The sequence below is a fragment of the Bacillus fungorum genome, assembly GCF_002746455.1.
Lineage (GTDB): Bacteria > Bacillota > Bacilli > Bacillales > Bacillaceae_G > Bacillus_A > Bacillus_A fungorum.
Genome location: NZ_NWUW01000017.1, coordinates 57,974 through 83,782, shown reverse-complemented (window position 1 = coordinate 83,782; position 25,809 = coordinate 57,974). Strand labels below are relative to the sequence as shown.

The 25,809-nt window shown below is 34.1% G+C and carries 18 protein-coding genes and 1 pseudogene; 17 read left to right on the top strand and 2 right to left on the bottom strand.

What is annotated here, in order from left to right; genetic code table 11:
* Positions 1-91: 91 nt before the first annotated feature.
* From CO726_RS20985 to yhbH, 3 genes are all read left to right on the top strand, one after another.
* On the top strand, positions 92-2,161 hold the full coding sequence (locus CO726_RS20985) for a sensor domain-containing protein (protein ID WP_099685585.1): 2,070 nt from the start codon (positions 92-94) through the stop codon (positions 2,159-2,161).
* A gap of 393 nt (positions 2,162-2,554) precedes the next feature.
* Positions 2,555-4,450: a PrkA family serine protein kinase gene (locus CO726_RS20975; protein WP_099685584.1), complete on the top strand. Its 1,896-nt coding sequence runs from the start codon at positions 2,555-2,557 to the stop codon at positions 4,448-4,450.
* A 448-nt stretch (positions 4,451-4,898) separates the two neighbouring features.
* A complete protein-coding gene (gene yhbH, locus CO726_RS20965; protein WP_099685582.1) occupies positions 4,899-6,074 on the top strand; it encodes a sporulation protein YhbH in 1,176 nt (391 codons plus the stop codon).
* Between the two features lie 308 nt (positions 6,075-6,382).
* Here yhbH and opuD read toward each other — a convergent pair whose 3' ends face one another.
* Positions 6,383-7,933: a glycine betaine transporter OpuD gene (opuD, locus tag CO726_RS20960; protein WP_098761622.1), complete on the bottom strand. Its 1,551-nt coding sequence runs from the start codon at positions 7,931-7,933 to the stop codon at positions 6,383-6,385.
* A gap of 269 nt (positions 7,934-8,202) precedes the next feature.
* On the opposite strand from opuD, the gene colA reads away from it, so the two are divergent.
* The 7 genes and pseudogenes from colA (at position 8,203) to CO726_RS20930 (ending at position 18,151) form a co-directional block, all read left to right on the top strand.
* Positions 8,203-11,100 (top strand): collagenase ColA, encoded by a 2,898-nt coding sequence (colA, locus tag CO726_RS20955; protein ID WP_099685581.1) that lies wholly within the window; start codon positions 8,203-8,205, stop codon positions 11,098-11,100.
* A 245-nt stretch (positions 11,101-11,345) separates the two neighbouring features.
* Entirely contained in the window at positions 11,346-11,894 is a 549-nt protein-coding gene (locus tag CO726_RS20950) for an NfeD family protein (RefSeq protein WP_099685580.1), read from the top strand.
* A gap of 12 nt (positions 11,895-11,906) precedes the next feature.
* The gene (locus tag CO726_RS20945) at positions 11,907-13,481 is read left to right on the top strand and encodes a flotillin lipid rafts scaffold protein FloT (RefSeq protein ID WP_099685579.1); all 1,575 of its coding nucleotides are present in this window, start codon (positions 11,907-11,909) and stop codon (positions 13,479-13,481) included.
* Between the two features lie 152 nt (positions 13,482-13,633).
* A pseudogene (locus CO726_RS33220) lies at positions 13,634-14,761 on the top strand (HAMP domain-containing protein); the annotation flags it as partial.
* Entirely contained in the window at positions 14,756-15,703 is a 948-nt protein-coding gene (locus CO726_RS33215; RefSeq protein WP_425427815.1) for a methyl-accepting chemotaxis protein, read from the top strand. The pseudogene CO726_RS33220 and the gene CO726_RS33215, both read left to right, overlap by 6 nt.
* 151 nt (positions 15,704-15,854) lie before the next feature.
* Entirely contained in the window at positions 15,855-17,459 is a 1,605-nt protein-coding gene (locus tag CO726_RS20935) for an ATP-binding protein (RefSeq protein WP_136699800.1), read from the top strand.
* A complete protein-coding gene (locus CO726_RS20930) occupies positions 17,459-18,151 on the top strand; it encodes a response regulator (RefSeq protein ID WP_099685577.1) in 693 nt (230 codons plus the stop codon). Before CO726_RS20935 ends, CO726_RS20930 begins: the two co-directional genes overlap by 1 nt.
* A 42-nt stretch (positions 18,152-18,193) precedes the next feature.
* On the opposite strand, the gene CO726_RS20925 is transcribed toward CO726_RS20930, so the two are convergent.
* Positions 18,194-19,498, bottom strand: a complete 1,305-nt coding sequence (locus tag CO726_RS20925; RefSeq protein ID WP_099685576.1) for a CitMHS family transporter — start codon at positions 19,496-19,498, stop codon at positions 18,194-18,196.
* A gap of 255 nt (positions 19,499-19,753) precedes the next feature.
* Between CO726_RS20925 and CO726_RS20920 the strand changes: the two genes are divergently transcribed.
* The 7 genes from CO726_RS20920 to CO726_RS20885 all read left to right on the top strand — a co-directional run bounded on the left by CO726_RS20920 (position 19,754) and on the right by CO726_RS20885 (position 25,793).
* On the top strand, positions 19,754-20,008 hold the full coding sequence (locus CO726_RS20920; RefSeq protein WP_099685575.1) for a hypothetical protein: 255 nt from the start codon (positions 19,754-19,756) through the stop codon (positions 20,006-20,008).
* Between the two features lie 131 nt (positions 20,009-20,139).
* On the top strand, positions 20,140-20,643 hold the full coding sequence (locus CO726_RS20915; protein WP_098761613.1) for a nitrous oxide reductase accessory protein NosL: 504 nt from the start codon (positions 20,140-20,142) through the stop codon (positions 20,641-20,643).
* Positions 20,644-20,970: 327 nt separating this feature from the next.
* Positions 20,971-21,807 (top strand): ankyrin repeat domain-containing protein, encoded by an 837-nt coding sequence (locus tag CO726_RS20905; protein ID WP_136699799.1) that lies wholly within the window; start codon positions 20,971-20,973, stop codon positions 21,805-21,807.
* A gap of 575 nt (positions 21,808-22,382) precedes the next feature.
* A complete protein-coding gene (locus tag CO726_RS20900) occupies positions 22,383-22,949 on the top strand; it encodes a glycerol-3-phosphate responsive antiterminator (RefSeq protein ID WP_099685574.1) in 567 nt (188 codons plus the stop codon).
* Positions 22,946-24,043, top strand: a complete 1,098-nt coding sequence (locus CO726_RS20895; protein WP_136699798.1) for an ABC transporter ATP-binding protein — start codon at positions 22,946-22,948, stop codon at positions 24,041-24,043. Before CO726_RS20900 ends, CO726_RS20895 begins: the two co-directional genes overlap by 4 nt.
* On the top strand, positions 24,043-24,975 hold the full coding sequence (locus CO726_RS20890; RefSeq protein WP_099685572.1) for a carbohydrate ABC transporter permease: 933 nt from the start codon (positions 24,043-24,045) through the stop codon (positions 24,973-24,975). The genes CO726_RS20895 and CO726_RS20890 overlap by 1 nt, the downstream gene beginning before the upstream one ends.
* Complete coding sequence (locus tag CO726_RS20885) at positions 24,972-25,793, top strand: carbohydrate ABC transporter permease (RefSeq protein ID WP_099685571.1); 822 nt, start codon at positions 24,972-24,974, stop codon at positions 25,791-25,793. Before CO726_RS20890 ends, CO726_RS20885 begins: the two co-directional genes overlap by 4 nt.
* Positions 25,794-25,809 lie beyond the last annotated feature (16 nt).

Sequence of the window (25,809 nt, the reverse complement as noted above, 5' to 3'; positions counted from 1 at the left end):
AATAATATGTAATCATACATTTAAAAAAGGGGACATATTCATATAGAATGGGATATATGAATAAAAATAGATCAGACGGGTTGAGATAAATATGAAGGAACAATATAGTAATCAAAATACCTTTTTAAGTATGATAGATATGGATTTAATAAGAAGAGGATTATTACATGCTATTCAAGATTTAGTATTTATATTGAAAGTTATTGATAATGAAACGTTTCAATATATGTATGTGAATAAAATAGGAATGGATTATGCTAGGTTAGGCGAAGAGTGCTATGGAAAAACTTTTGCAGAAGTATTACCAAAAGATATAGCGGGGATATTGCAAGTGCAATATGCAAAAGTAGCGAGCGAAGCGAAAGCACATACCTTTTGTGATGTAGTTAGTTTACCAAAAGGTGAGATACATTATGAATCTTCACTTAATCCTGTATTCGACGAAGAAGGAGTATGTCAGTTTATTATTTGTATTACGAGGGATATTACAGCTCAGATTGTAGAAAAGGAAGAGATAGAGGAAAAAAAAACGTTGTTTAAGTCGTTATTAGAATATAATAATGACTCCATTATATCTATAGATTCTATAGGTAAAATTACATATGCAAATCCAGTAACGTATGAAATATTTGGATATCGATATGAAGAATTAAATAATAAATTTATTTTTGAATTTATTAATAAAGAATATGAAAAAGATTTTCAAGTTATATTTAAAGGAGCCATGCAAGGAAGAGCAAAGCAAATTGTTTCAAAGAAATATGTTCATAAAGAAGGGTACGAGCTCTATATTTCTTTGAGGACTATTCCGATTATTGTGAACGGTGAAATTTTTGGGGTATATATTGTTACGAGGGATGTTACAAGGCAAGTATTAAATGAGATGAGAACGGAATATTTAGCTTACTATGACCAGTTAACAGGATTACTGAATAGAATTTCATGTACAAATAAGTTAAATGATTTTTTAAATGAGAAGATAGATTTTGCGTTTATCTTTATAGATTTAGATGAATTTCATCTTATTAATGATACTTTTGGTCATAAAGAAGGAGATAAAGTATTACAAAAAGTTACAGAATGTTTAAGCAATCTCCAAATAGACGGTATGCACTTATTTAGAGAACACGATGACCAATTTGTTATGTTAATAGAAAATATAACGAAAGAATGTGTAGAGGTAGTTGCAAAAAGCATACAAAAAAAGATTAGTGAACATTTTGTAATCGAAGAAGAGGACGTGTATTTAAGTGCGTCAATCGGAATTGTAATGGCTCCAACAGATGGAGAAGATGAAAAAATATTATTCCAAAGAGTGGATGCTGCTTTGGAAAAAGCGAAAGAAAAAGGAAAAGGGCATTATCATTTTTATTGCAATGGATTAGATTGTGAGCGTGAACAAAGATTTATAATAGAAAACCAATTACATCGAGCCATAGAAAAAAATGAATTCATCTTATATTATCAGCCGCAAATTAATATTGAAACGAAAAAAATAGCTAGTATGGAAGCTTTAATAAGGTGGGAGAATAAAGAATTAGGATTTGTCTTTCCAAATCAATTTATTCCGCTAGCAGAAAGAACAGGATTTATTATTAAGCTTGATGAATGGGTAGTAAATGAAGTGTGTCAGCAAATACGTGAATGGTTAAATAAAGGATATGAAGTTGTCCCGATTGCAGTTAATATTTCAGCCAGGCACTTTCGCTCTATTACATTAATAGAGATGATTACACGGGCTTTACATAAGTACAATATACCAGCTCATCTACTAGCAATAGAGGTTACAGAAGGAGCCCTTATATATAAAGATATATCGAAAAGAGTATTGCTACAATTAAAAGAACAAAATTTAAAGATTCATTTAGATGATTTTGGGACGGGATATTCATCTTTAAGTTATTTAAAAACGTATCCAATTGATACTTTGAAAATCGATCGTTCTTTTATGGAAGGTATACATATAGATGAACGTGATACAAATATTACGGCTGCAATTATTCATTTAGCTCATACTTTGGAATTGAATGTAATTGCAGAAGGAGTAGAAAAGGCGGAACAAATACAATTTTTGAAGGAAAAGAATGTGAAGTTTGTACAAGGTTATTATTATAGCCGACCTTTGTCAAAATATGATGTGGAAAATGTGTATTATAAATGATTGATTAAAAAAGTGATGTGCTAAAAAGCACATCACTTTTTATGTGTACCAGGTTTATCATTGTAACCAGATGTAAAAATAGCTGTAAGAAATGTGAGTGATACACCTAAAATTAATAATAATTTCATACTAATATCCCTCCTATTTTTTCAGTTTACGAATCTTAAATATGAATCGAAATGTATGCAAAGTTCTTGGAAGAAAAGAATTTATTTAAAATGAATAGCGGTGTAAAAACTTTAATACCTATATTATACAGAATTTTCTTTGAATTTTGGAGAGAATTTTATAGCACTACTGTATATTTCATGTTGATTTAAAGAATGTTTGAGGACATCCTAGCATACCTTTTATAATAATCCGATTGAACAAGGAGATGGGGGAGGAGCTATAATGGATATTCTAAAAAAAATTGAACAGCATCGAGAAGCAGAAGAACGCTTACAATGGGAAGGTACGTTTGCGGAGTATTTAGAACTTGTGAAGGAAAGACCATGGGTGGCTCAAACAGCACACTCTCGCATTTACAATATGATAAAAGATGCTGGAATTGAAGAAGTAGATGGTAGAAGAAAGTATAACTTCTTTAGTAATCAGCTATTTGGATTAGAGGATGCTTTAGAACGTCTAGTAGAGGAATATTTTCATCCATCTGCAAAACGATTAGATGTTAGAAAACGTATTTTATTATTAATGGGTCCTGTTAGTGGAGGGAAATCAACATTAGTTACGATGTTGAAACGAGGGTTAGAAACATATTCACGAACAGATCGAGGAGCAATTTTTGCAATTAAAGGCTGCCCAATGCACGAAGATCCACTTCATTTAATTCCGCATCATTTACGGAATGATTTCTTTGATGAATATGGAGTTAGAATTGAAGGGAATTTATCGCCACTAAACGTTATGCGTCTAGAGCAAGAATATGGTTCAAGAATTGAGGATGTAGTTGTAGAGCGTATTTTCTTCTCGGAAGATCGTCGTACAGGGATTGGTACATTTAGCCCGTCTGATCCTAAATCACAAGATATCGCCGATTTGACAGGTAGTTTAGACTTTTCAACAATCGCAGAATATGGTTCAGAATCAGATCCACGAGCGTATCGCTTCGATGGAGAATTGAATAAGGCAAACCGTGGGATGATGGAATTCCAAGAGATGTTAAAATGCGACGAGAAGTTTTTATGGCATTTATTATCGCTTACGCAAGAAGGGAATTTCAAAGCGGGGAGATTTGCGCTTATTTCAGCAGATGAATTAATTGTAGCGCATACGAATGAAACGGAGTATCGTTCTTTCATAGCAAATAAGAAAAATGAAGCATTACACTCAAGAATTATTGTAATGCCAGTTCCATACAATTTACGAGTGAGTGAAGAAGAACATATTTATGAAAAAATGATTCGTGAAAGTGATGTATCCAATGTTCATATTGCACCACACACACTTCGCGTTGCAGCAATGTTTACAATTTTAACTCGTTTAAAAGATCCGAAGCGTCCGGATATTGATTTAATTAAAAAGATGCGTTTGTATGATGGAGAAACGGTAGAAGGCTATAATACGATTGATGTAGAGGAGCTACAACGCGAATATCAAGATGAAGGTATGAAAGGTATTGACCCTCGTTATGTCATTAACCGAATTTCTTCTACAATTATTCGAAAAGAGGTACCATCTATTAACGCTTTAGATGTGCTTAGATCGTTAAAAGATGGGTTGGATCAGCATCCATCGATTAGTAATGAAGACCGAGAACGTTATATGAATTTCATCTCATTGGCGAGAAAAGAATACGATGAAATTGCTAAGAAAGAAGTACAAAAAGCGTTTGTTTATTCGTACGAAGAATCCGCTAAGACACTTATGGATAATTACTTAGATAACGTTGAGGCGTACTGCAATAAGTCGAAATTACGTGATCCGTTAACAGGGGAAGAAATGAGTCCAGATGAAAAACTAATGCGCTCAATTGAGGAGCAAATTGGAATCTCAGAAAATGCTAAAAAAGCATTCCGGGAAGAAATATTAATTCGCATCTCTGCTTATGCACGTAAAGGGAAACGCTTCGATTATAATTCGCACGAACGTCTTCGTGAAGCCATTCAGAAGAAGCTATTTGCTGATTTAAAAGATATAGTGAAAATTACAACATCAACGAAAACACCAGACGAAAATCAGCTGAAGAAAATCAATGATGTTGTTGCACGTTTAATTGATGAGCACGGCTATAACTCTTCATCTGCAAATGAATTATTACGCTATGTAGGTAGCCTGCTAAATCGATAGTTTGATAATAAAACGCTGTCTCTTGTATTTTGCGGGACAGCGTTTTATTATCCGTTCATATATGTATAAAGTGTCATACCTTGTCCTAATATAATAAATTAAGATGCAATTTCATGAATTTATTGTCAATTATTTTTACAATATGCATATGATAGAGTAACCAACCATTCATACAAAAAAAGCCAACACAATACAATATGTTGCAATGTGTAAATGTGTGCAACTATGCATTGTGTTTCTTTCTTATTAACGGCTGAATGTTTCTTTCTAGTATGTGAGTGGCAAAATTTTGTTTAGGATGCTCGGGGTATTATATGAAAAACGTTATATATGTTTATGGGATGATTTTCGATGGGCAGTTACCTTTCATTCTAGCTTGCACAGTATAAAACAAAATTTCTAGCCTGCTGTTCATATAGGAAGACAATTACAGTAAGGAGGGAAAGAAATGGGTGAAGAAAACCAACCAAATTATACGATTTCACAGGAAAACTGGTCCCTCCATCGCAAAGGATATGACGACCAACAACGCCATCAAGAAAAAGTACAAGAGGCAATTAAGAATAATTTACCCGATCTTGTAACAGAAGAAAGCATTGTTATGTCTAATGGTAAGGATGTTGTAAAAATACCGATTCGTTCTTTAGATGAATATAAGATTAGGTACAATTATGATAAAAACAAACACGTTGGGCAAGGAAATGGTGATAGCAAAGTTGGTGATGTCGTTGCGAGAGATGGATCAGGTGGTCAAAAGCAAAAAGGACCAGGAAAAGGGCAAGGGGCAGGAGATTCAGCTGGAGAAGATTATTATGAAGCTGAAGTCTCTATTCTAGAATTAGAGCAAGCATTTTTCAGAGAATTAGAATTACCTAATTTAAAGAGAAAAGAAATGGATGAAAACCGGATTGAAGATGTTGAATTTAATGACATTAGAAAAACAGGATTATGGGGTAACATTGATAAGAAAAGAACGATGATATCCGCATATAAACGAAATGCGATGCGTGGTAAAGCATCTTTCCATCCCATTCATCAAGAAGATTTAAAGTTCCGCACTTGGAATGAAGTGTTAAAGCCAGATTCTAAAGCGGTTGTATTAGCAATGATGGATACGAGTGGATCAATGGGAATATGGGAGAAATATATGGCACGGAGCTTCTTTTTCTGGATGACGAGATTTCTACGCACAAAGTATGAAACAGTAGATATTGAATTTATTGCCCATCATACGGAGGCAAAAGTAGTTCCAGAGGAAGAGTTTTTCTCAAAAGGAGAAAGTGGTGGAACAATTTGTTCTTCTGTATACAAAAAAGCACTCGAGCTAATTGATAATAAATACTCACCAGACCGCTATAATATTTATCCATTCCATTTTTCAGACGGTGATAATTTAACATCAGATAATGTTAGATGTGTAAAACTTGTTGAAGAGTTAATGAAGAAGTGTAATATGTTTGGGTATGGGGAAGTGAACCAGTACAACCGCCACAGTACCCTCATGTCAGCCTATAAAAATATTAAAGATGAGAATTTCAGATATTATATTTTAAAGCAAAAAGCAGATGTATTCCATGCGATGAAAAGCTTTTTTAGAGAAGAATCCGGAGAGAAAATGGCATAATCCCTTTTAAATGGGATTATTTTTTTGTGAAATTTTCAAGGGATTTTTTCATTGTTAGTTGATAACGAAAATCATTATGATTATCATTTATTCGAGATGTGATAATCATAATGATTTATATATTTTGGATGAGATGTAAGGTTGAAGAGAAAGCATGTTTACAGTATTATTTAATAGGATAAAAAACCCATTCGTATGAAAATCATATTTCATACGAATGGGTTTTTATTTCATTTGCCACCCTCAGTAATAATGGGTTCGGGATTAATTTGTAGCCCAAATAATTTATTTAGAAGAGGTGCGAATTGTTACATGACTTTTTTTATTTTTTGAGATATTTCTTTCGTTTGCGAATTAATATTCTCTTTTCGCAGCTCTTTAAAGAGTGAAGTAACCATAAGAACGACTACAATAGAAAATGGTAGCGCAGCAATTATCGCTGCGATTTGTAGTGCATTTAATCCTCCAGCTTGTAATAAAATAGCTGCAATTATCGCGATTGTTAATCCCCATATAAGTTTTAAACTATTTTTCGGTGATAAATTTCCGTTACTCGTTTGCATGGAAACAACAAATGTTGCCGAGTCAGCAGAAGTAACGAAAAATGTGGCTACTAAAATTAATCCGATAATTGTTAAAAATGTAGAGAATGGTAGGTGTGAAATAACAGCAAATAATCCAATCTCTGTACCATTTTTTGCGATTTCATCAGCTATTCCAAGCGATTGGAACATTTCCATATGGATAGCGGTACCGCCAAATACTGCAAACCAAAATGTACAGATAAGAGTTGGGACTAATACAACTCCAAAAATAAATTCTTTTATTGTGCGTCCTTTAGAAATACGGGCGATGAATGTACCGACGAATGGAGACCAAGAGATCCACCATCCCCAATAGAAAATAGTCCAATTTTCAATCCAAGAAGAAGATTTTTCATTAAATGCTCCTAAATTTAATCCCATACTAGGTAAAGCTCCTATATAAGAACCGAGTGTAGATGTGAAATATTTCATAATAAATACAGTTGGTCCTAGAAATAAAAAGGAGACGAGTAAAATACCTGCAAGAGAGAAATTCAAGTTACTCAAATATTTAATCCCACGATCTAAGCCAGTTTGTGCACTTGTTAAATATAAAACAGCGAAGATGGCGATAAGTACGAGCTGTGTAAGTAAAGTGTTATGAATAGAAGGGAATAAATAGCTTAATCCTCCGGCGATTTGTTGGGCACCAATCCCAACAGATGGCACAATACCGAATACTGTGGCTAAAACAGCTAAAATATCGACTGTTTTTCCGATAGGAGAATTTTTCGATCGATTAAATAATGGAGTAACTGTAGCGCCAATTGTGCTACCTTTTTGTTTGCGGAATGTGAAATATGCAATTGTTAAAGCGACCATTGCGTATAGTGACCACGGAAAGAGGCCCCAGTGGAAAAATGAATATTGCATAGCGAGCTTAGCGCTTTCTTCTGTGCCTGCTTTTCCTGTTAATGGATCTGTAAAATGTGAAATCGGTTCAGTGATTCCATAAAAGAGGAGTCCGATTCCCATTCCTGCTCCAAACAACATGGATAACCAAGATGGATAACTATAAGTTGGTTTTTCTCCATCTTTACCAAGACGAATAGAACCGTATTTAGAAAATGCTAAATAAGTGGCCAGAATAATCATTGCGGTCATAAGTAGAGAGTAAAACCAGCCAAATTTATTGAGGATAAACGAGTTTAAGGAAGATGTAACACTTTGTAAATCATAGCCTTGTATCCAACTTGCCGGGGTAATTCCCCATATGATGAATAATGTTGTTAGCAAGATGGAGATATAAAATACACTGTTTTCTTTTTTTATCATAGAATCCCACCCTTGTTTAATAAAGTTAACAATTATATTAACCATAACAATTAAAGGTTTAATTGTCAAAAAAATCTATTTTTAACGTGTGTAAAAGGTCAGTTTAATCGCTATAGATTTATAAATATTGGAGGTGAGATAAAAGTAAGAGTGTTCACGATATGTACAAAATGTAAGAAGAAATAATATGAAATATTGCATTTTTTATTGTTATATATGGATTTTATGTTAAATTCTTGAATGGAATATTTAAACAGGGGGACAAGGATATGAACAAGAAATCAAAGATCAATAAAGTGATGCTTAGTATTAGTACAATGGCTTTATCGTTAGGGGCACTTCAAACTCATGCATCTGCAGAAGAAAAAGTACCTTATAATGTGTTGAAAACAAAACCGGTTGGGATTGAAAAGCCGGTAGATGAAGTTGGACATATTTCAAAAGTTGATGAAACATTATCATTTCAAGAACGGTTAAAAGTAGGAGACTTTTCGCAACGACCAGCATCTATTATGAAGAATTCGGTAGTAAAGCAAGTTAAAGAAAGCTATTCAATGGCTGATTTAAACAAAATGAATAATCAAGAATTAATTGAAACGTTAGGCAGTATTAAGTGGCATCAAATTACAGACTTATTCCAATTTAATGAAGATACAAAGGCTTTTTATAAAGATAAAGGAAAAATGCAGGTCATTATAGATGAATTAGCTCATAGAGGGAATACATTTACGAAAGATGATTCAAAAGGAATTCAAACGTTTACTGAAGTGTTGCGTTCAGCTTTTTATCTAGCATTTTATAATAATGAATTAAGTGAATTAAATGAAAGAAGCTTCCGGGACAAATGTTTACCTGCTTTAAAAGCTATCGCAAAAAATCCAAACTTTAAGCTTGGTACAGATGAACAAGATACAGTCGTATCTGCATACGGAAAATTAATTAGTAACGCTTCAAGTGATGTTGAAACTGTTCAATATGCAGCTAATATTTTAAAACAATATAATGATAATCTTCATACGTATGTAGACGATCGTATGAAAGGGCAAGCTGTATACGATATTATGCAAGGGATTGACTATGATATACAGTCTTACTTAATTGAGGCTCGTAAAGAAGCGAATGAAACGATGTGGTATGGAAAAGTAGATGGGTTTATTAATGAAATAAATCGTATTGCTCTTCTAAATGAAGTAACACCAGAAAATAAGTGGCTCGTTAATAATGGAATTTATTTCGCTAGTCGTTTAGGGAAGTTTCATAGCAATCCAAATAAAGGATTAGAAGTTGTGACACAAGCGATGCATATGTATCCACGCTTAAGTGAGCCGTATTTTGTTGCGGTAGAACAAATTACAACGAATTATAATGGGAAAGATTACAGCGGGAATACAGTAGATTTAGAGAAAATACGTCAAGAAGGAAAAGAGCAGTACTTACCAAAAACGTACACGTTTGACGATGGATCCATTGTGTTTAAAACAGGAGACAAAGTATCAGAAGAAAAAATTAAGAGACTATATTGGGCTGCGAAGGAAGTAAAAGCACAGTATCACCGTGTAATTGGTAACGACAAAGCGTTAGAACCAGGAAATGCAGATGATGTATTAACAATAGTAATTTATAATACTCCAGATGAATATCAGTTAAATAGACAACTGTATGGATATGAAACAAACAACGGTGGAATTTATATTGAAGAGACAGGTACATTCTTTACATATGAGCGTACACCAGAGCAAAGTATTTATAGTTTAGAAGAGTTGTTCCGTCATGAATTTACTCATTATCTGCAAGGGAGATACGAAGTACCAGGCCTATTTGGAAGAGGAGATATGTATCAAAATGAAAGATTAACGTGGTTCCAAGAAGGAAATGCAGAATTTTTCGCTGGATCTACTCGTACAAATAATGTAGTACCGAGAAAGAGCATCATTAGTGGATTATCATCTGATCCTGCAAGCCGTTATACAGCAGAGCGTACACTATTTGCTAAATATGGTTCTTGGGATTTCTATAATTACTCGTTCGCATTGCAATCTTACTTATATACACATCAATTTGAAACATTTGATAAAATTCAAGATTTAATTCGTGCAAATGACGTGAAAAATTATGATGCCTATCGTGAGAATTTAAGTAAAGATCTTAAACTAAATGAAGAGTATCAAGAGTATATGCAGCAGCTAATCGATAATCAAGATAAATATAATGTACCGGAAGTAGCAGATGATTATTTAGCTGAACATGCACCAAAATCGTTAACAGCAGTAGAGAAAGAAATTAGTGATACGTTGCCGATGAAAGATGCAAAAATGACAAAACAAAGCTCCCAATTCTTTCATACATTTACATTAGAAGGCACATTTACAGGTAGTGTAACAAAAGGTGAGTCAGAAGATTGGAACGCAATGAGTAAGAAAGTAAATGAAGCTTTAGAACAACTGGCACAAAAAGAATGGAGTGGCTACAAAACTGTTACAGCATACTTCGTCAATTACCGTGTAAATAGCTCAAATCAATTTGAATATGATGTAGTCTTCCACGGTATCGCAAAAGATGACGGAGAAAATAAAGCTCCAACAGTTAATATAAATGGCCCTTATAATGGGTTTGTAAAAGAAGGTATTCAATTTAAAAGTGATGGCTCAAACGATGAAGATGGAAAAATTGTTTCTTATTTATGGGACTTTGGAGATGGAAGAACAAGTGCAGAAGTAAATCCAGTACATGTATATGAAAGAGAAGGTTCATATAAAGTAGCGTTAAGAGTAAAAGATGATAAAGGGAAAGAAAGCAGAAGCGAAACAACTGTTACGGTTAAAGATGGAAGTTTAACAGAATCAGAACCAAATAATCGTCCAGAGGAAGCAAATCGTATTGGGCTAAACGCTATTATAAAAGGTAGCCTTATCGGCGAGGATCACACTGATGTTTATACATTTAATGTAGCATCAGCGAAAGATATCGATATTTCCGTTTTAAATGAGTATGGAATCGGGATGACATGGGTACTTCACCATGAATCAGATATGCAAAATTATGCTACTTACGGTCAAGCAAATGGAAATCATATAGAGGCAAAATTTAATGCAAAACCAGGTAAGTATTACTTGTATGTATATAAATATGATAATGGCGATGGAACATACGAATTATCAGTAAAATAAGTATTTTTCCAATGTATGTTTAACTTTACTTTTTGTGGAAAATAGTATATTATATAGATATATAATATATCGGTTATTTTCTAGGAGGAGCCTGTCACAATAGGTTTCTCCTGTTCTTTTTTAGAGGCCTGTACTACAGGCTTTTCTTTAAAGGATAAATAACTGAAAATTAAGAACAATAATCTTTGAAAGAGGTGGGGCATACACATAACAAAAGAGGATTGTTTAAGAAAGGGGGATAAGAAATGGCCTTGTTCGGTTATCCACTTGAAACAATTTATTTATACGGATTTATTATTGCTACTATACTTACTGTTATTTATATCTTTTTGGGAGATATATTTGAATCGATATTTAGTTTTGGGGGCGGATCTGTATCCGTTGTTACTTTATTACTTAGTTTCTTCGCCATGTTATGTGGATTAAGTTATATAGGAGAATATTTATTTGCCTTTAATAGTATTATTATTTTCGCTGGTGCATTTGCTATATCTTTTATCGGTGTTTTCATCATGAAACTACTAATTTTAAAACCGATTGCAGAGGCAGAGCAAAATACCGTACAACGTATGGATGAATTCATTGGGTGCAAAGGAGAAGTCATTACAACAATTCCTACAGAAGGATTTGGAGAAGTATTAATTTCCTCTCAATTTGGAAGTAATGCAATCCCAGCTAAAACAGTTGGAAAAAAAGATATTTCGCAAGGCACAGAGGTTATTATCGAGGGAGTCCAAGATGGTGTTTTACTTGTACAAAACATCGCTTATTCTTTAAAGAAACCAAAATTATAAGGGGGAATTTACATGACGATTCCATTAATTATCGGTGGAGTGTTACTCGCAATTTTACTTCTACTCATTTTAGTGTTCATTACGAAGTATCGTACAGTTGGTCCAGATGAAGCATTAATTGTTACAGGGAACTGGCTTGGTGGCGGGAAAAATGTTGTTACCACAGATGATGGAAAAAAGATTAAGATTATTCGTGGTGGCGGTACTTTCGTAGTTCCGATTATGCAAAGAGCAGAGCCTTTAAGCCTATTAAACTACAAATTAGAAGTTGGTACACGTGATACGTATACGAAGCAAGGTGTTCCAGTTACGGTAAATGGTGTTTCTATTATTAAAGTAGGTTCTACCATTGAAGAAGTTTCTACAGCAGCTGAGCAATATTTAGGAAAAGAAACAGAAGAGTTAAAAGTAGAAGCAAAAGAAGTGTTAGAAGGGCATCTACGTGCTATTTTATCTTCTATGACAGTAGAAGATGCTTATAGTAATAGAGAGCAATTTGCTCAAAAGGTACATGAAGTAGCTTCTACAGATTTAAAGAAAATGGGTCTTCGTATCGTTTCCTTTACGATTAAAGAAATCATGGATAAGAACGGTTACTTAGATGCACTTGGTCAGCCACAAATTGCAATGGTTAAACGTGATGCAACGGTTGCGAATGCAGAGCGTGAAAAAGAAGCACGTATTGAAAAAGCACGTGCTGAGAAAGAAGCAAAAGAAGCTGAATACCAACGTGATGCTCAAATCGCTGAAGCTGAAAAACATAAAGAGTTAAAAGTACAATCTTATAAGAGAGAGCAAGAACAGGCTCGCGCAGATGCGGATCTTTCTTACGAATTACAACAAGCGAAAGCGCAACAAGGTGTTACGGAAGAGCAAATGCGCGTTAAAATCATTGAGCGTGAGAAACAAATTGAATTAGAAGAAAAAGAAATTGCACGTCGTGAAAAGCAATATGATGCAGAAGTTAAGAAAAAAGCAGATGCAGATCGCTATGCTGTGGAGCAGTCAGCGGAAGCAGAAAAAGTAAAACAAATTAAAAAGGCAGATGCGGATCAATATAAGATTGAAGCTGAAGCGAGAGCTCGTGCGGAAGAAGTACGTGTAGAAGGTTTAGCAAAGGCAGAAATCGAAAAAGCGCAAGGTCAAGCAAAAGCAGAAGTACAAAAAGCACAAGGTACAGCGGAAGCAGATGTTATTAGGTTAAAAGGTTTAGCGGAAGCAGAAGCGAAGCAAAAAATTGCAGAGGCGTTTGAATTATACGGGCAAGCCGCGATTATGGATATGGTTCTTAAAATGCTTCCAAGTTATGCGAAAGAAATTGCAAGCCCACTTAGCAACATTGATAAAATTACAGTTGTCGATACAGGCGGCGGTGGTAAAAATAGCGGCGCCGGAAAAGTTGCAAGTTATGCGACTGATTTAATGGCAACGATGCAAGAAACATTAAAAGCTTCTTCTGGCATTGATTTAAAAGAGTTATTAGAAGGATTTGCTGGAAAAGGTGCAGTACAGCAATTATCAAACGATAAACCTGTTGTATCTGTAGTAGAAGATGAGAAAAAAGAAGTAGAAAAAGATAAAGAATAGTAAAGTGGGAGGAACCTCTAGTAAGTAAGATACTAGAGGTTCTTCTGTGAATTATAATATTTCGAATAATATACATTTTTATATGTTGTTTTAATTATTTAATTTATATAGAATGAAAAAGGTATGTATCAATTTTTTAAATGTAGAAAAAGATGAGAAAAGAGATAGAGAGTCTCATTGATACATTTGAATCGTATGATTTGTATAAAGAAATTAAATGTAAAGCGGTATGGAGGGGTAGAAATATGTTTCAAGGAAAATTAAGGCGTAGTAGTTTAAAAACAAAGTTACTTGTATCATTTATCATCATTTTAATTCTTCCAAGTATTGTAATTGGTTGGACGTCTTATCAACAGGCAAAAACAAATTTTAATGAAACGATTGTAAACTCGGCGAAAGATAATATAAAAATTTTGGATAATGTAATTAATAAAGAATTGGACAGTAAAAAAGTAGATGCAACTTATTTTACGAAATTATTTACACAATCAAGTTATCAAGCGGATCAAATTCAAAACATCCAAAATAAACTAGAAGAATACAATAAATTACATCCAGAAATGGAAGCAATCTATACAGGATCTAGTAATGGACAATTTATTCAGTCACCAGCTATTCAAATGCCCGAAGGATATAATCCTACAGAAAGAGATTGGTATAAAGAGGCAGTGAAAAAAAGCGGAGAAGTAATTGTAACTGCTCCATATAAGTCAAAAACGACAGGGAATACTGTTATTACACTAGCAAAACAAAATGAGGATAAAAGTGGCGTCCTTGGGATTGACTTAATTATCAATGATATTGTAACTACTTCCAAGATGGTTAATATCGGTAAGGAAGGATATGTAGCGATATTTGATCAAGATAAAAATGTAGTCGCACACCCGACACTGAAGCCGGGAGAGAAATTAGAAGAGAAACTTAGTAAAGAATTTTATAAACAGGAAGCTGGTGATTTTCATTATTCATTAGATGGTGAAGATCGTAATATTACTTTTAAAACGAATAAGAAAACTGGATGGAAAATAGCAGGAATTATGCCTTCAAAAGAAATTATTCAAGCGGCCGAGCCTATTTTCTATAAAACGATAACAGTTCTTGGGATTTCACTAATACTCGGTGGAATTGTAATTTACTTTATAATTGCTTCTATTATTAAACCGTTGAAACAACTTGTTATATCATCGAAAAAAATTAGTGAAGGTGATTTAACGGAATCAATTACAGTTCATTCTAAAGATGAAATTGGGCAGCTAGGAGAAAGCTTTAACGAGATGGCAGCATCATTACATCATGTCATTTCCAATATAAATACTTCGGCAAGTCATGTAGCGGCATCTTCAGAAGAATTAACAGCTAGTATGAAGCAGACAAGTGAAGCGACGGAACAAATTACACAAGCAATAGAGCAAGTGTCGAGTGGAGCAGAAATACAAACGAAAGAAGTTGAAGAAGGCGCAACATTATTAGAAGAAGTTACAGACGGAATTCAACGTGTTGCAGACAGTTCTTCATTAGTATCCACAGCATCTATGTATACGAAGAAAAAGGCTGAAGATGGTGGAAAGTTAGTTGAAAAAACTGTGAATCAAATGCAATTGATTCATGAGTCTGTTTCACAATCAGATAAAGTTATTGTTTTGCTAGATGATAAATCGAAACAAATTGGAGCAATCCTTGAGGTGATTCAACATATTGCAGAGCAGACAAATTTATTAGCATTAAATGCTGCAATTGAGGCTGCGAGAGCTGGAGAACAAGGAAGAGGATTTGCAATTGTAGCAGATGAAGTGCGAAAGTTAGCAGAACAATCAGGACAGTCTTCTACGGAAATTGGAAAACTAGTAAAAGAGATACAATTTGACATAGAAGAAACAGTAAGCTCTATGAAGCAAGTTGGGACAGAAGTACAATCAGGACTTGTGGTTGCAAATGAAACGAAGCAAAGCTTTGCTGAAATATTGAAGTCTACAGATGATACAGTTGTACAAATTGATAGTATGGTAGAAGTAGCGAAACAAATGACAGTAGATGCAAAACAAGTTAGCGCATCTATTAACGAAATTGCAGCTACGATTGAAGAAAATGCAGCAAGCGTTCAAAATATTGCTGGTTCTTCAGAAGAACAATTAGCTTCAGTAGATGAAATCAATGCAGCAGCAGTTCATTTATCGCAAATGGCAGAAGAATTACAAGGGATGATTGGGAAGTTTAAAGTGTAATAAAAAATGTTAAGAAACGAGGTAGTAATTGTACTTCGTTTCTTTTTTTATGAAGATAAAAATTAAGAAATATACAGTAATCGTGTTATGATTGAATAAAAAAACTGTATTTTCTTTAAATTACATTTTTATTTATGTAAGGGGAAGGGTTTTGAAATTTAAAAAATTAAAACTACAACCGAGAGTTACATTAACTATTAGTACACTTATTCTAGTCGTACTTCTGTTAACAAGTTATTTATTTTACTACATATTATCAGCAACAGTAGAAGAGCAGATTGGTAAAAGGGCCTTGCATGTTGCGAAAACAGTTGCTGCTATACCAGAAATCCAGGAAGCATTTCAAAAAGAAAATCCATCTTCTATTATTCAGCCAATTGCAGAAAAAATTCGAAATGATACAGATGCTGATTTTATTGTAGTTGGAAATAAAGAAGGAAGCCGTTATGCACATCCTCAGAAAGAGAAAATAGGAGAAGCAATGGTTGGTGGAGATAACGAAGGAGTTTTATTAGAAGGGGAATCTTATGTTTCGAAAGCGACTGGATCATTAGGCCCTTCATTACGCGGCAAAGTCCCAATTCGTAATCAGGAAAATGAAATTATTGGCGTGGTGTCTGTTGGATTTTCAATGGATGATATTCATGGAGCGGTAGAAGTGTATGGAAAGCGTGTGTTTTGGATTACAATAGTAGGTCTTTTAATTGGAATAATCGGCTCTATATATTTAGCGGGAAGTATAAAAAGAATGATGTTTGGGATGGAGCCAGAAGAAATTTCATCCTTATATGAAGAGCATAGTACAGTGATTCAATCTGTACGCGAAGGGATTATTGTCATTGATGAAAATGGCATGATTAGTTTAGTCAATCAAGCAGCTTATGATATTCTTTCGTTAGATAAACAACAAAATATTGTTGGAGAATTTATTTTAAATGTAATTCCTAATTCAACAATACTAGATGTACTTCAAACTGGTGAAGAACAGTTTGATCGTCAATTAAATATAAAAGGGCAGGCTGTTATTGCTAATCGTCTACCTATTAAAGTAAAGAATAAAGTAACGGGCGTTGTATCAAGCTTACGTTTGAAGTCTGAAATGGATCAGTTAACAGCAGAATTATCTCAGACGAAGCAATATACAGAGGCATTACGGGCACAAACACATGAATATAATAATTTATTGTATACGCTTTCAGGTCTTATTCAGTTAGAATCATATGAAGATGCTTTAGAGCTTATTCATAAGGAAACAGCGGTATATCAAGATTTTGTTCAATTTATTATGAAGCGAATTCAAAATCCATGGTTAGGTGGGATTTTAATTGGATTCTATAATAGAGCACGAGAGTTGAAGATTGATTTCATGCTAGATCGAGAAAGTAGCTTAGACAAATTAAGCCCACATATTGAGAGTAATTATGTCGTTTCTATTTTAGGAAATTTAATTACGAATGCATTTGAAGCGATTGAAAGAAATGAAGAGAATGATAAGAAGGTAAGAATGTTTGTAACTGATATCGGAGAAGAGATAGTAATTGGAGTGGAAGATTCAGGACAAGGGATTCATGATGAAGTCATTACTAGCATATTCTATAAAGGTTTCTCGACGAAAGCAGGCGGGAAACGAGGATATGGATTAGCAAGAGTGAAAGAGTTAGTAGAAGATTTAAATGGAAGTATTGCAATTGAAAAAGGGGATTTGGGTGGTGCATTATTTATTATTGCATTACCAAAAGAGAGAGGCGAATTGTAATGGGTGAGGAGATTGAAGTATTGATTGTAGAAGATGATATTCGAATTGCGGACATTCATCGTCGTTTTACTGAAAAGGTTGAGGGATTTAAAGTAATTGGAACAGCAACGACTGGAGAACAAGCAAAAGAATGGCTAGATTTTGTGAAGCCACAGTTAGTTTTATTAGACGTGTACTTACCTGATATGCAAGGAACGGAACTTGTCACATATATTAGGCATAATTTACATGATACAGATATTATTATGATTACAGCTGCATCGGAAACAGATGTAGTGAGGCACGCTTTACGAGGCGGAGTAACAGATTATATCGTAAAGCCACTTATGTTTGATCGATTTAAGGCAAGTTTGGAAAGTTACCAAAAAAAGATTATGCAGTTAAAGAAAACTAATCAATTATCTACGGAACAAATAGAACATTTATGGTCTCAAAGAGGCGTAAAGGGAAACCAAATAGAATATGCCCCGAAAGGGATAGATCCCTTAACTTTAGCAAAAATAAAAAAGCATATGTTAACAGTGAATGAAGAAGGAATTACAGCAGAAGTGTTAAGTACAATGGTAGGAGTAAGCCGATCAACAGCGAGGCGTTATTTAGAATATTTAATATCAGGAAAGCAAGTTCATGCGGAGCTTACATATGGAAGTGTAGGCAGACCAGAAAGAAGGTATTTTCTCGTTTCTTCATAATAAAAAACAGTAGAGGATATAATGTCCTCCACTGTTTTTCTATTATATCGGAATAATCCCAATTACAATTCCAGTAATCAACATAATCATTGTCGTTCCAACTGCCCACAATAAAGTGAAGCGTTGATGTTCACCAAAATCAACTTTGGCCATTCCGACTAATAAATAAGTGGATGCGACAAGAGGACTTAATAAGTGAACAGGTTGCCCAAGTAAGGAAGCGCGTCCCATTTCAGCTGCACTAATTCCGTAAGTAGCAGCAGCCTTTGTTAAAATAGGTAGTACACCGAAGTAAAATGCATCATTGGACATGAAAAATGTGAATGGCATACTTAGAAGTGCTGTAATAATTGGTAGTTGTGGCCCAAGAGCGTCTGGTATAAGAGTGACTACGCTGTTAGCCATTGCATCTACCATTTTTGTTCCTGATAGAATACCAGTAAAAATACCAGCGGCAAATACGAGAGAAACAACTGCTAATACGTTTCCAGCATGAGAAGCAATACGCTCTTTCTGTTGCTCTAAGTTTGGATAGTTAATCATAACAGCAATAGCGAAAGCGATTGTAAATAAAACAGGTAACGGCATAACTTCTAGTATGAGACAGACAAGTAATGTAGCGGTCAATAAAAAGTTGATCCATAAAAGCTTAGGACGTTTATGTACGGCAGCTTCTACTGTTGCAGCTTGCTCATCCATCGTTTGCATTTGTTTTAAATATTGTACATCCATAATGCCTAATCGTTTTCTTTCTTTTTTGCCAAGATAGTAAGCAACGAAAACGACCCAAATGGCACCAGCGATCATTCCTGGTATAAGTGGTGTAAAGAGCTCTGATGCGTCTAGTCCAAGAGCACTCATAACCCGAGCTGTCGGTCCGCCCCAAGGTGTAAGATTTGTTACACCAGCCCCTAACATAACAACCCCAGCTAATATAAGTGGATTCATTCCAAGGCGTTTATATAGTGGATACATTGCAGAAACAGTAATCATATACGTTGTGGTTCCATCCCCATCTAATGAAACGATAATAGTAAGAATCGCTGTACCAACAACAATTTTTAAAGGATCTCCTTTTACAAATTTCAAAATTCTACTAATGATAGGATCGAATAAACCGCTATCAATCATAATTCCAAAATACAAAATAGCAAACATAAGCATAATACCAGTAGGTGCTAGCTTTTGGATTCCTTCTAACATCATAGGTCCCATATTTGCATAAAAACCACCAATTAATGCGAAAGTAATTGGAATTAATATTAATGCTACTAGTGCAGACATACGTTTCGTCATAATTAAAAACATAAAGACAAATACCATCGCAAATCCAAGTAGTGATAACATGTAATCTCCCCCTCAAAAATGATTACGCTTTCAAAAGAAGAATGAAAATTCAGAAAAAAGGTTTTTTGTTTATCATAAAAGCATCTATTCAAATGGTAAATAATTTGAAAAATAACATCATTAGAAGCATAATTTTTATTTTGGTCATTTTGTTCACGGTAGTTAATTTGAATTTTTAAAAAGGTAAGCTGTTCCCCGTAAGAATGGTAGAATAAGATGAAAATATTGAAGTGTGAAATAGGGAGTAGATTTTATATGAAAACGAGAATTGAAGAGGTTTATAGTTCTTATGAAGGAAAAGTAGAAGAGATTTTTGTTAATGAAACTTCTTACGTATATGAGTGGGAAAAATTAATGATGATCCGTAAAAATAACGGTGAGCTTGAAAAAGTTGCGGTCGGTATCAGTGGAAATATAAGATTAGTAAATGTATTTGTTGGGCAGCAAATTAATACAGATACATTATTAGTTAAGTTAGAAGACGATTTATTAATTACAGGTTGTGAATGATGAGGGATGTGTAGATATGACTACACATCTTTTTTGTTCCATATATTACAAAAAGAACATTGTTTTTTCACAAATCTCACACAAGTTTTTGATATTCTCCTTGTGGAAGATACGGTTAGGGAGGAAATGAAATGAGAACAAAGTATGTAATGTTTGCTATATGCTTATTTTTTGTATTTACAATAGTAGGATGTGGTAAGAAACAAGCAGAAGCGGTGGCAATTGATGAGAAACATGATAAATGTGATATTTGTCAAATTGGGGTAATGGATAATCAATTTGCAACCGAAATTATTTTAGAAAATGGAAAAGCGTTAAAGTTTGATGATATCGGTTGTATGTATAAATGGATGGAGATCAATTCAGGTGAAAAGACGAAAGAAAAATTTGTTCGCGATTATGATTCAAAAGATTGGGTTTCATTAGAAGATGCGACTTACGTATATGATAAAACAATAACGACACCAATGGCTTATAATGTTATTTCATTTAAAAATAAAAAAGACGCAGAGAGCTTTGTATCTAACTATAAGGGGAAAGTTCTTTCGTATAAAGAGCTAGCAGAGCATAAATGGGAAATGAATAAAGAAATGATGGGGAAACCGAAAACAGGGAATCACGGTGGGCATCATTAATACTAGAAAGAGACAACTATATAGTTGTCTCTTTCTAGTATTACTCAAGTGCAAATATAGAAAAGGTGTAAAATTTTTAGAAGAACGGTTACAATGGAATATAGTAACCTAAAGCAATCATTTACGTACTTTTTAGAAATGTATACAAATGCGGTAAAATCGTGCTAAACTAATTGCTTCATAATGTTAATGATGAAGCAATCAGGTGTATCATTCCAATAGGTTGAGAAAAAAATAGGTATGAGCTTAGATAAGCCGATTAAAGAAGGAATATAAAGGGCTTATGGATAAATGTAATCAAGAAGAGTTATTGTATGTGATGGAGGAATGGTTAAGAAAACATTATCTTTCATAGGAGTTGTAGTTGTGAGAAAACAAAAAATTTTATTATGTATGTTATTAGGACTTTTAATGACGGTAGTGGCTTGCGATAAGCAAGAAGAACCAGAATCGAAACCGGTTCATGTGAAAAACGAAAAGAAAAAAGAAAAGCATAAAGAACAGGAAGAATCTAAAGAAGAAAAAAGTATAAATTTAATGGACAAACAGTTGTTACTTTCAGCAACTCTTGGAGACACAGAGACAGCTATGAAGTTGATTCAGGATGGAGCGAATATAAACGTAGAAGGTGACAACGGAGAAACGCCTGTCCTTGCAGCAACGTATCAAAATCATGTAGAAACAGTTAAAGCATTAATTGGTGCAGGTGCTAATATTGAAAGTAAAGATGAGAAACAAAGTAATCCATTTCTTTACGCAAGTAGAGAAGGATATACGGATATTGTAAAAGTATTAATTAATGCAGGAGTTAATACGAAAGAAACGACTAAATCAGGTGGAACAGCACTCATTTCTGCATCTGAACGTGGCCATGTAGAGGTCGTAAAAGAATTATTAGAGCATACAGATATTGATGTGAATTATAGAAATGCTCGTGGTGGAACAGCTTTAGTAGAAGCAATCGTATTAGGAAATGGTAGTGAAAATCATAAGAAAGTAATTCAAATGCTTATTGACCACGGGACAGATGTAAATATGGGCAATAAGGAAAATATTACGCCACTGCAATATGCTGAAAAAAGAGGCTTTAAAGATATTGCAAATATGTTGAGGATAGCTGGAGCGAATGAAGTAGTACAGCCACAGCCACAACCGGTGGAATAACAAGACAAAGAAATACAAAGTACGAAATAATCTCATTTAGATAGACAGAATGAAGAAGTCATTTAGTATGATGAATTCAGTAATGTGTATTTAAATGGGATTTTTGTTTTGAAAAAATTATTTGAAGAGAGGGATAGATAAGGAGTTTCAAGGAAATAGTGTTGGTGTTGTTATCGTATGGACAATATCAATACAAGAAGAAACATACTTCTAGGGATAGCTTTAATTCAAACAGTGATAGGAAAATTAAAAAGCATTAACTATAGAATATTAAAGGCAGCTGGAAGTTTGTTTGTACCATTCATATATAATGATTAATGTAAAAGGGAATATGTTGAATATTAACATTCGATTAACAGCTAATTAACAATCTATCAAAACTGACTTAATAAATGCGTAATATAGTAAAGGTAACAAAATAACTAGGGTAGAGAACATTTGAGAACACCCGCTTACATATAATGTGCCACTTTCTTAGGTGTGCTCTATTCCCTAGAGTTCAAATAAGGAGAAAGTTGTTCTATGTAAGTAGGTGTTTTTAGTTTGGATAAAAATAGAAAAGCTAGGTGGAATAAATGTTTAAAGAACCTTATATCGCGATGATAAAGGATTGGAAAGGATACAAAACAGATAAAAAATTACCGAAAACAGTTTTTCTTATGACTGGTTCAATGCTGGAGTTACCAGAGCGTGTATATGAATTACAGAAACATGGACATGATGTATTTCTTCATTGTGATTTTATACAAGGTTTAAATACGAATACAGAGGAAGCTCTTTTGTATATTCAAGATGTTATCGGAGCACAAGGTATTATTTCAACAAAAGGTTCGACAATTCGAAATGCTAATAAACTTGGATTAAAAACGATTCAACGTATTTTTATTGTCGATACTTTATCTCTTACAAAATCAATTGAGAATTGTAAAACGACTAAGCCGAATGCGGTAGAGATCATGCCTGGTATTATGCCTTCAATTATTAAGCAGTTAGCAGAGGAAATAGAATTTCCTATTATTGCAGGCGGACTGATTCAAACGCGAGAAGATGCGGAAATTGCTATTCGTGCAGGAGCAAGTGCGATTTCAACGAGTCATTATGAAGTATGGATACAAGAAGAAAAAAGGAGTGCAACCTTGTGATTGAATTGAAAGATGTTTCAAAGGTATATAAAAATGCAGCAGAGACAGCGGTTAAGGGCGTATCGGTTCATATTAAGAAGGGTGAATTTTTTGTTTTAGTTGGACCCTCGGGATGTGGGAAAAGCACATTATTACGAATGATTGCTGGCTTAGAAGAGATTTCTTCGGGAGATTTAATTATTAATGAACATGTTGCAAATGATCTAGAGCCGAAAGACCGTAATCTATCAATGGTATTTCAAAATTATGCATTATATCCACACTTATCTGTAGAAGAAAATATTTTATTTGGACTTAAGGTAAGAAAAGTACAAAAAGAAGAGCGACAAAAGCGATTAATGGAAGCTATTGAAATGGTAGGACTGAAAGAGTATGTGAAAATGAAACCAGGTCAATTATCAGGCGGACAACGACAGCGTGTTGCGCTTGCAAGGGCGATCGTGAGTCAAGCACCAATCTGTTTAATGGATGAACCACTTTCGAATTTAGATGCGAAATTACGTGCGCAAATGAGAATTGAAATTAGAGAAATTCAGCAAAGATTAGGAATTACGATGATTTACGTTACTCACGATCAAATAGAAGCGATGACTATGGGAGATCGTATCATGGTTTTAAATAAAGGAAGTATACAGCAAGTTGGGACACCACTTGACATATATAACGAACCAGCAAACGAATTTGTTGCAAGCTTTATAGGTTCTCCTTCTATGAATATAAATGATGGAGAAGTGGATAAAGAAAAAGGTGTATTACATATAGGGCAATTGCAAATTCCATTATCTATTGGACAGTTAAAGCAATTACCAGAAGGAACAATTCGAATAGGTATGCGTCCTGAACATATTGCACTGTCTGAGGAAGGGCAAGAAGTGACACTACAATCTGTAGAAGTATTAGGGAATGAATCTATATTAAATTTCACGGTAAATGGAAAAACTTGGAGTGCGAAAGTCATTGGACAGCTACTCCTGAACAAAGGTGACAGAGTAAAATTATTATTCTCGCAAGAAAAGTTATGCTTCTTTCACCAAAATACGAATGAACGATTAAAAGTGGTAGCTGAAGAAGAGTTGAAAGTGGTGGCGAAATAATGATCGAAGTAAGTAAGTTACCAGTTCAAACAAAAGTTTCAAAAAAGAAAAATTTATGGGGTAGAACGAAAGATTTAAGAATAGGATTATTGTTTTTGGCGCCATCTATTTTATTGTTTTCAATTTTTCTTTTCTATCCATTATTTAGGACGATTTACTATAGCTTTTATTTAACAGATATACATGGAGAAGCTAATCTTTTTGTTGGCTTAGAAAATTATCAATACCTATTTTCTGATCCTGCTTTCTACAAAAGCATAAAGTCAACTTTATTATTTGTTGTATATACAGTACCTACGAGTATTATACTAGCTTTATTTCTTGCATTGATTGCAAATGGAAAAGTAAGAGGTATTGGGTTATTCCGTGTGTTATTTTCTTCCACTATGGGAATATCAGTAGCTGCTAGTGCGGTGATTTGGCTATTTTTATTTCATCCAAGTGTCGGGTTATTTAATAATATATTAGCCTCTATGAATCTACCTGCAATTGCATGGTTAACGAGTCCAGATTGGGCATTGTTCTCTGTATCGGTTACAACGGTTTGGGTGAATACAGGATTTGCATTTTTAGTTATATTAGGTGGTTTACAAAATATCGATACGTCTTTATATGAGAGTGCATCTATAGATGGTGCTAGCTATTTATATAAGCTTCGCCGTGTTACATTACCGATGTTATCACCTACTCTATTCTTTATCGTAACGGTGACGCTAATTAGTGCGTTCCAAAGCTTTGGACAAATTGATATTTTAACGCACGGTGGACCAAATGATGCAACGAATTTAATTGTATATTCGATTTATAAAGAGGCATTTGTGAATCATCAATTTGGAACAGCAAGTGCACAAGCGATGATATTATTTGTTTTCATTTTCATTGCTACATTACTTCAATTTAAGTTTGCTGAGAGAAAGGTGCATTATAAATGATTGTTAAACAGTGGAAACAAAATTTCCTATTATACATGCTGCTCATTATTAGTGCAGTAATGGTATTTTTTCCTGTACTGTATGCATTTTTAATAAGCTTTATGACACCAGACGATATTCAAATGAGAAGGTTATTTCCAACTCAATTTACTTTTGATAATTTTATTAATATTTTTCAAAAAGTACCGCTTTTTACATACTTATATAACAGTTTAGTTGTATCGACAGTTGTTATGATTGGACAACTTATCGTATCAAGCTTAGCGGCTTATGCTTTTGTTTTTCTTCAGTTTAAAGGAAGAAACCTTATTTTCTTCCTGTTTATTTCAACAATGCTGATTCCGTGGGAAGCAACGATGGTACCTAACTTTTTAACGATTCAAAACTTTGGCTGGATCAATAGTTTCGCTGGGATGACAGTGCCGTTTTTTGCAACAGCTTTCGGTATTTTCTTACTACGTCAACATTTTATGACGCTTCCGAATGAACTGAAAGAAGCTGCTTTTATTGAAGGGATTGGAAATGTAAGGTTTTTATTAAGCGTTGTAATTCCGTATTGTAAAACGAGTTTTATTACGCTTGGAGTATATAGTTTTTTAACAACATGGAATATGTATTTATGGCCACTCTTAGTGACCACTGATGAAAAAGTAAGAACAGTCCAAATTGGTATAAAGCAGCTTCAGTCTCAAGAAGTTGCAACTGATTGGGGAAGCGTAATGGCCGGTGTTACGGTTATTGTCATTCCAACATTGATTTTACTATTTGTAGGGCAAAAGCAATTACAACAAGGATTAACAAAAGGTGCAATTAAATAATTAAGAGAAGGTGAGA

Bases quoted from the DNA above. Each gene is read 5' to 3' on its own strand.
- CO726_RS20930 (WP_099685577.1), top strand. From the start codon at position 17,459: ATGGGTGAGGAGATTGAAGTATTGATTGTAGAAGATGATATTCGAATT.
- CO726_RS20905 (WP_136699799.1), top strand. From the start codon at position 20,971: ATGGTTAAGAAAACATTATCTTTCATAGGAGTTGTAGTTGTGAGAAAA.
- CO726_RS20885 (WP_099685571.1), top strand. From the start codon at position 24,972: ATGATTGTTAAACAGTGGAAACAAAATTTCCTATTATACATGCTGCTC.
- CO726_RS20920 (WP_099685575.1), top strand. From the start codon at position 19,754: ATGAAAACGAGAATTGAAGAGGTTTATAGTTCTTATGAAGGAAAAGTA.
- CO726_RS20890 (WP_099685572.1), top strand. From the start codon at position 24,043: ATGATCGAAGTAAGTAAGTTACCAGTTCAAACAAAAGTTTCAAAAAAG.
- CO726_RS20900 (WP_099685574.1), top strand. From the start codon at position 22,383: ATGTTTAAAGAACCTTATATCGCGATGATAAAGGATTGGAAAGGATAC.
- CO726_RS20985 (WP_099685585.1), top strand. From the start codon at position 92: ATGAAGGAACAATATAGTAATCAAAATACCTTTTTAAGTATGATAGAT.
- yhbH (WP_099685582.1), top strand. From the start codon at position 4,899: ATGGGTGAAGAAAACCAACCAAATTATACGATTTCACAGGAAAACTGG.
- CO726_RS33215 (WP_425427815.1), top strand. From the start codon at position 14,756: ATGGCAGCATCATTACATCATGTCATTTCCAATATAAATACTTCGGCA.
- CO726_RS20915 (WP_098761613.1), top strand. From the start codon at position 20,140: ATGAGAACAAAGTATGTAATGTTTGCTATATGCTTATTTTTTGTATTT.
- CO726_RS20950 (WP_099685580.1), top strand. From the start codon at position 11,346: ATGGCCTTGTTCGGTTATCCACTTGAAACAATTTATTTATACGGATTT.
- CO726_RS20975 (WP_099685584.1), top strand. From the start codon at position 2,555: ATGGATATTCTAAAAAAAATTGAACAGCATCGAGAAGCAGAAGAACGC.
- opuD (WP_098761622.1), bottom strand. From the start codon at position 7,933: ATGATAAAAAAAGAAAACAGTGTATTTTATATCTCCATCTTGCTAACA.
- CO726_RS20925 (WP_099685576.1), bottom strand. From the start codon at position 19,498: ATGTTATCACTACTTGGATTTGCGATGGTATTTGTCTTTATGTTTTTA.
- colA (WP_099685581.1), top strand. From the start codon at position 8,203: ATGAACAAGAAATCAAAGATCAATAAAGTGATGCTTAGTATTAGTACA.
- CO726_RS20945 (WP_099685579.1), top strand. From the start codon at position 11,907: ATGACGATTCCATTAATTATCGGTGGAGTGTTACTCGCAATTTTACTT.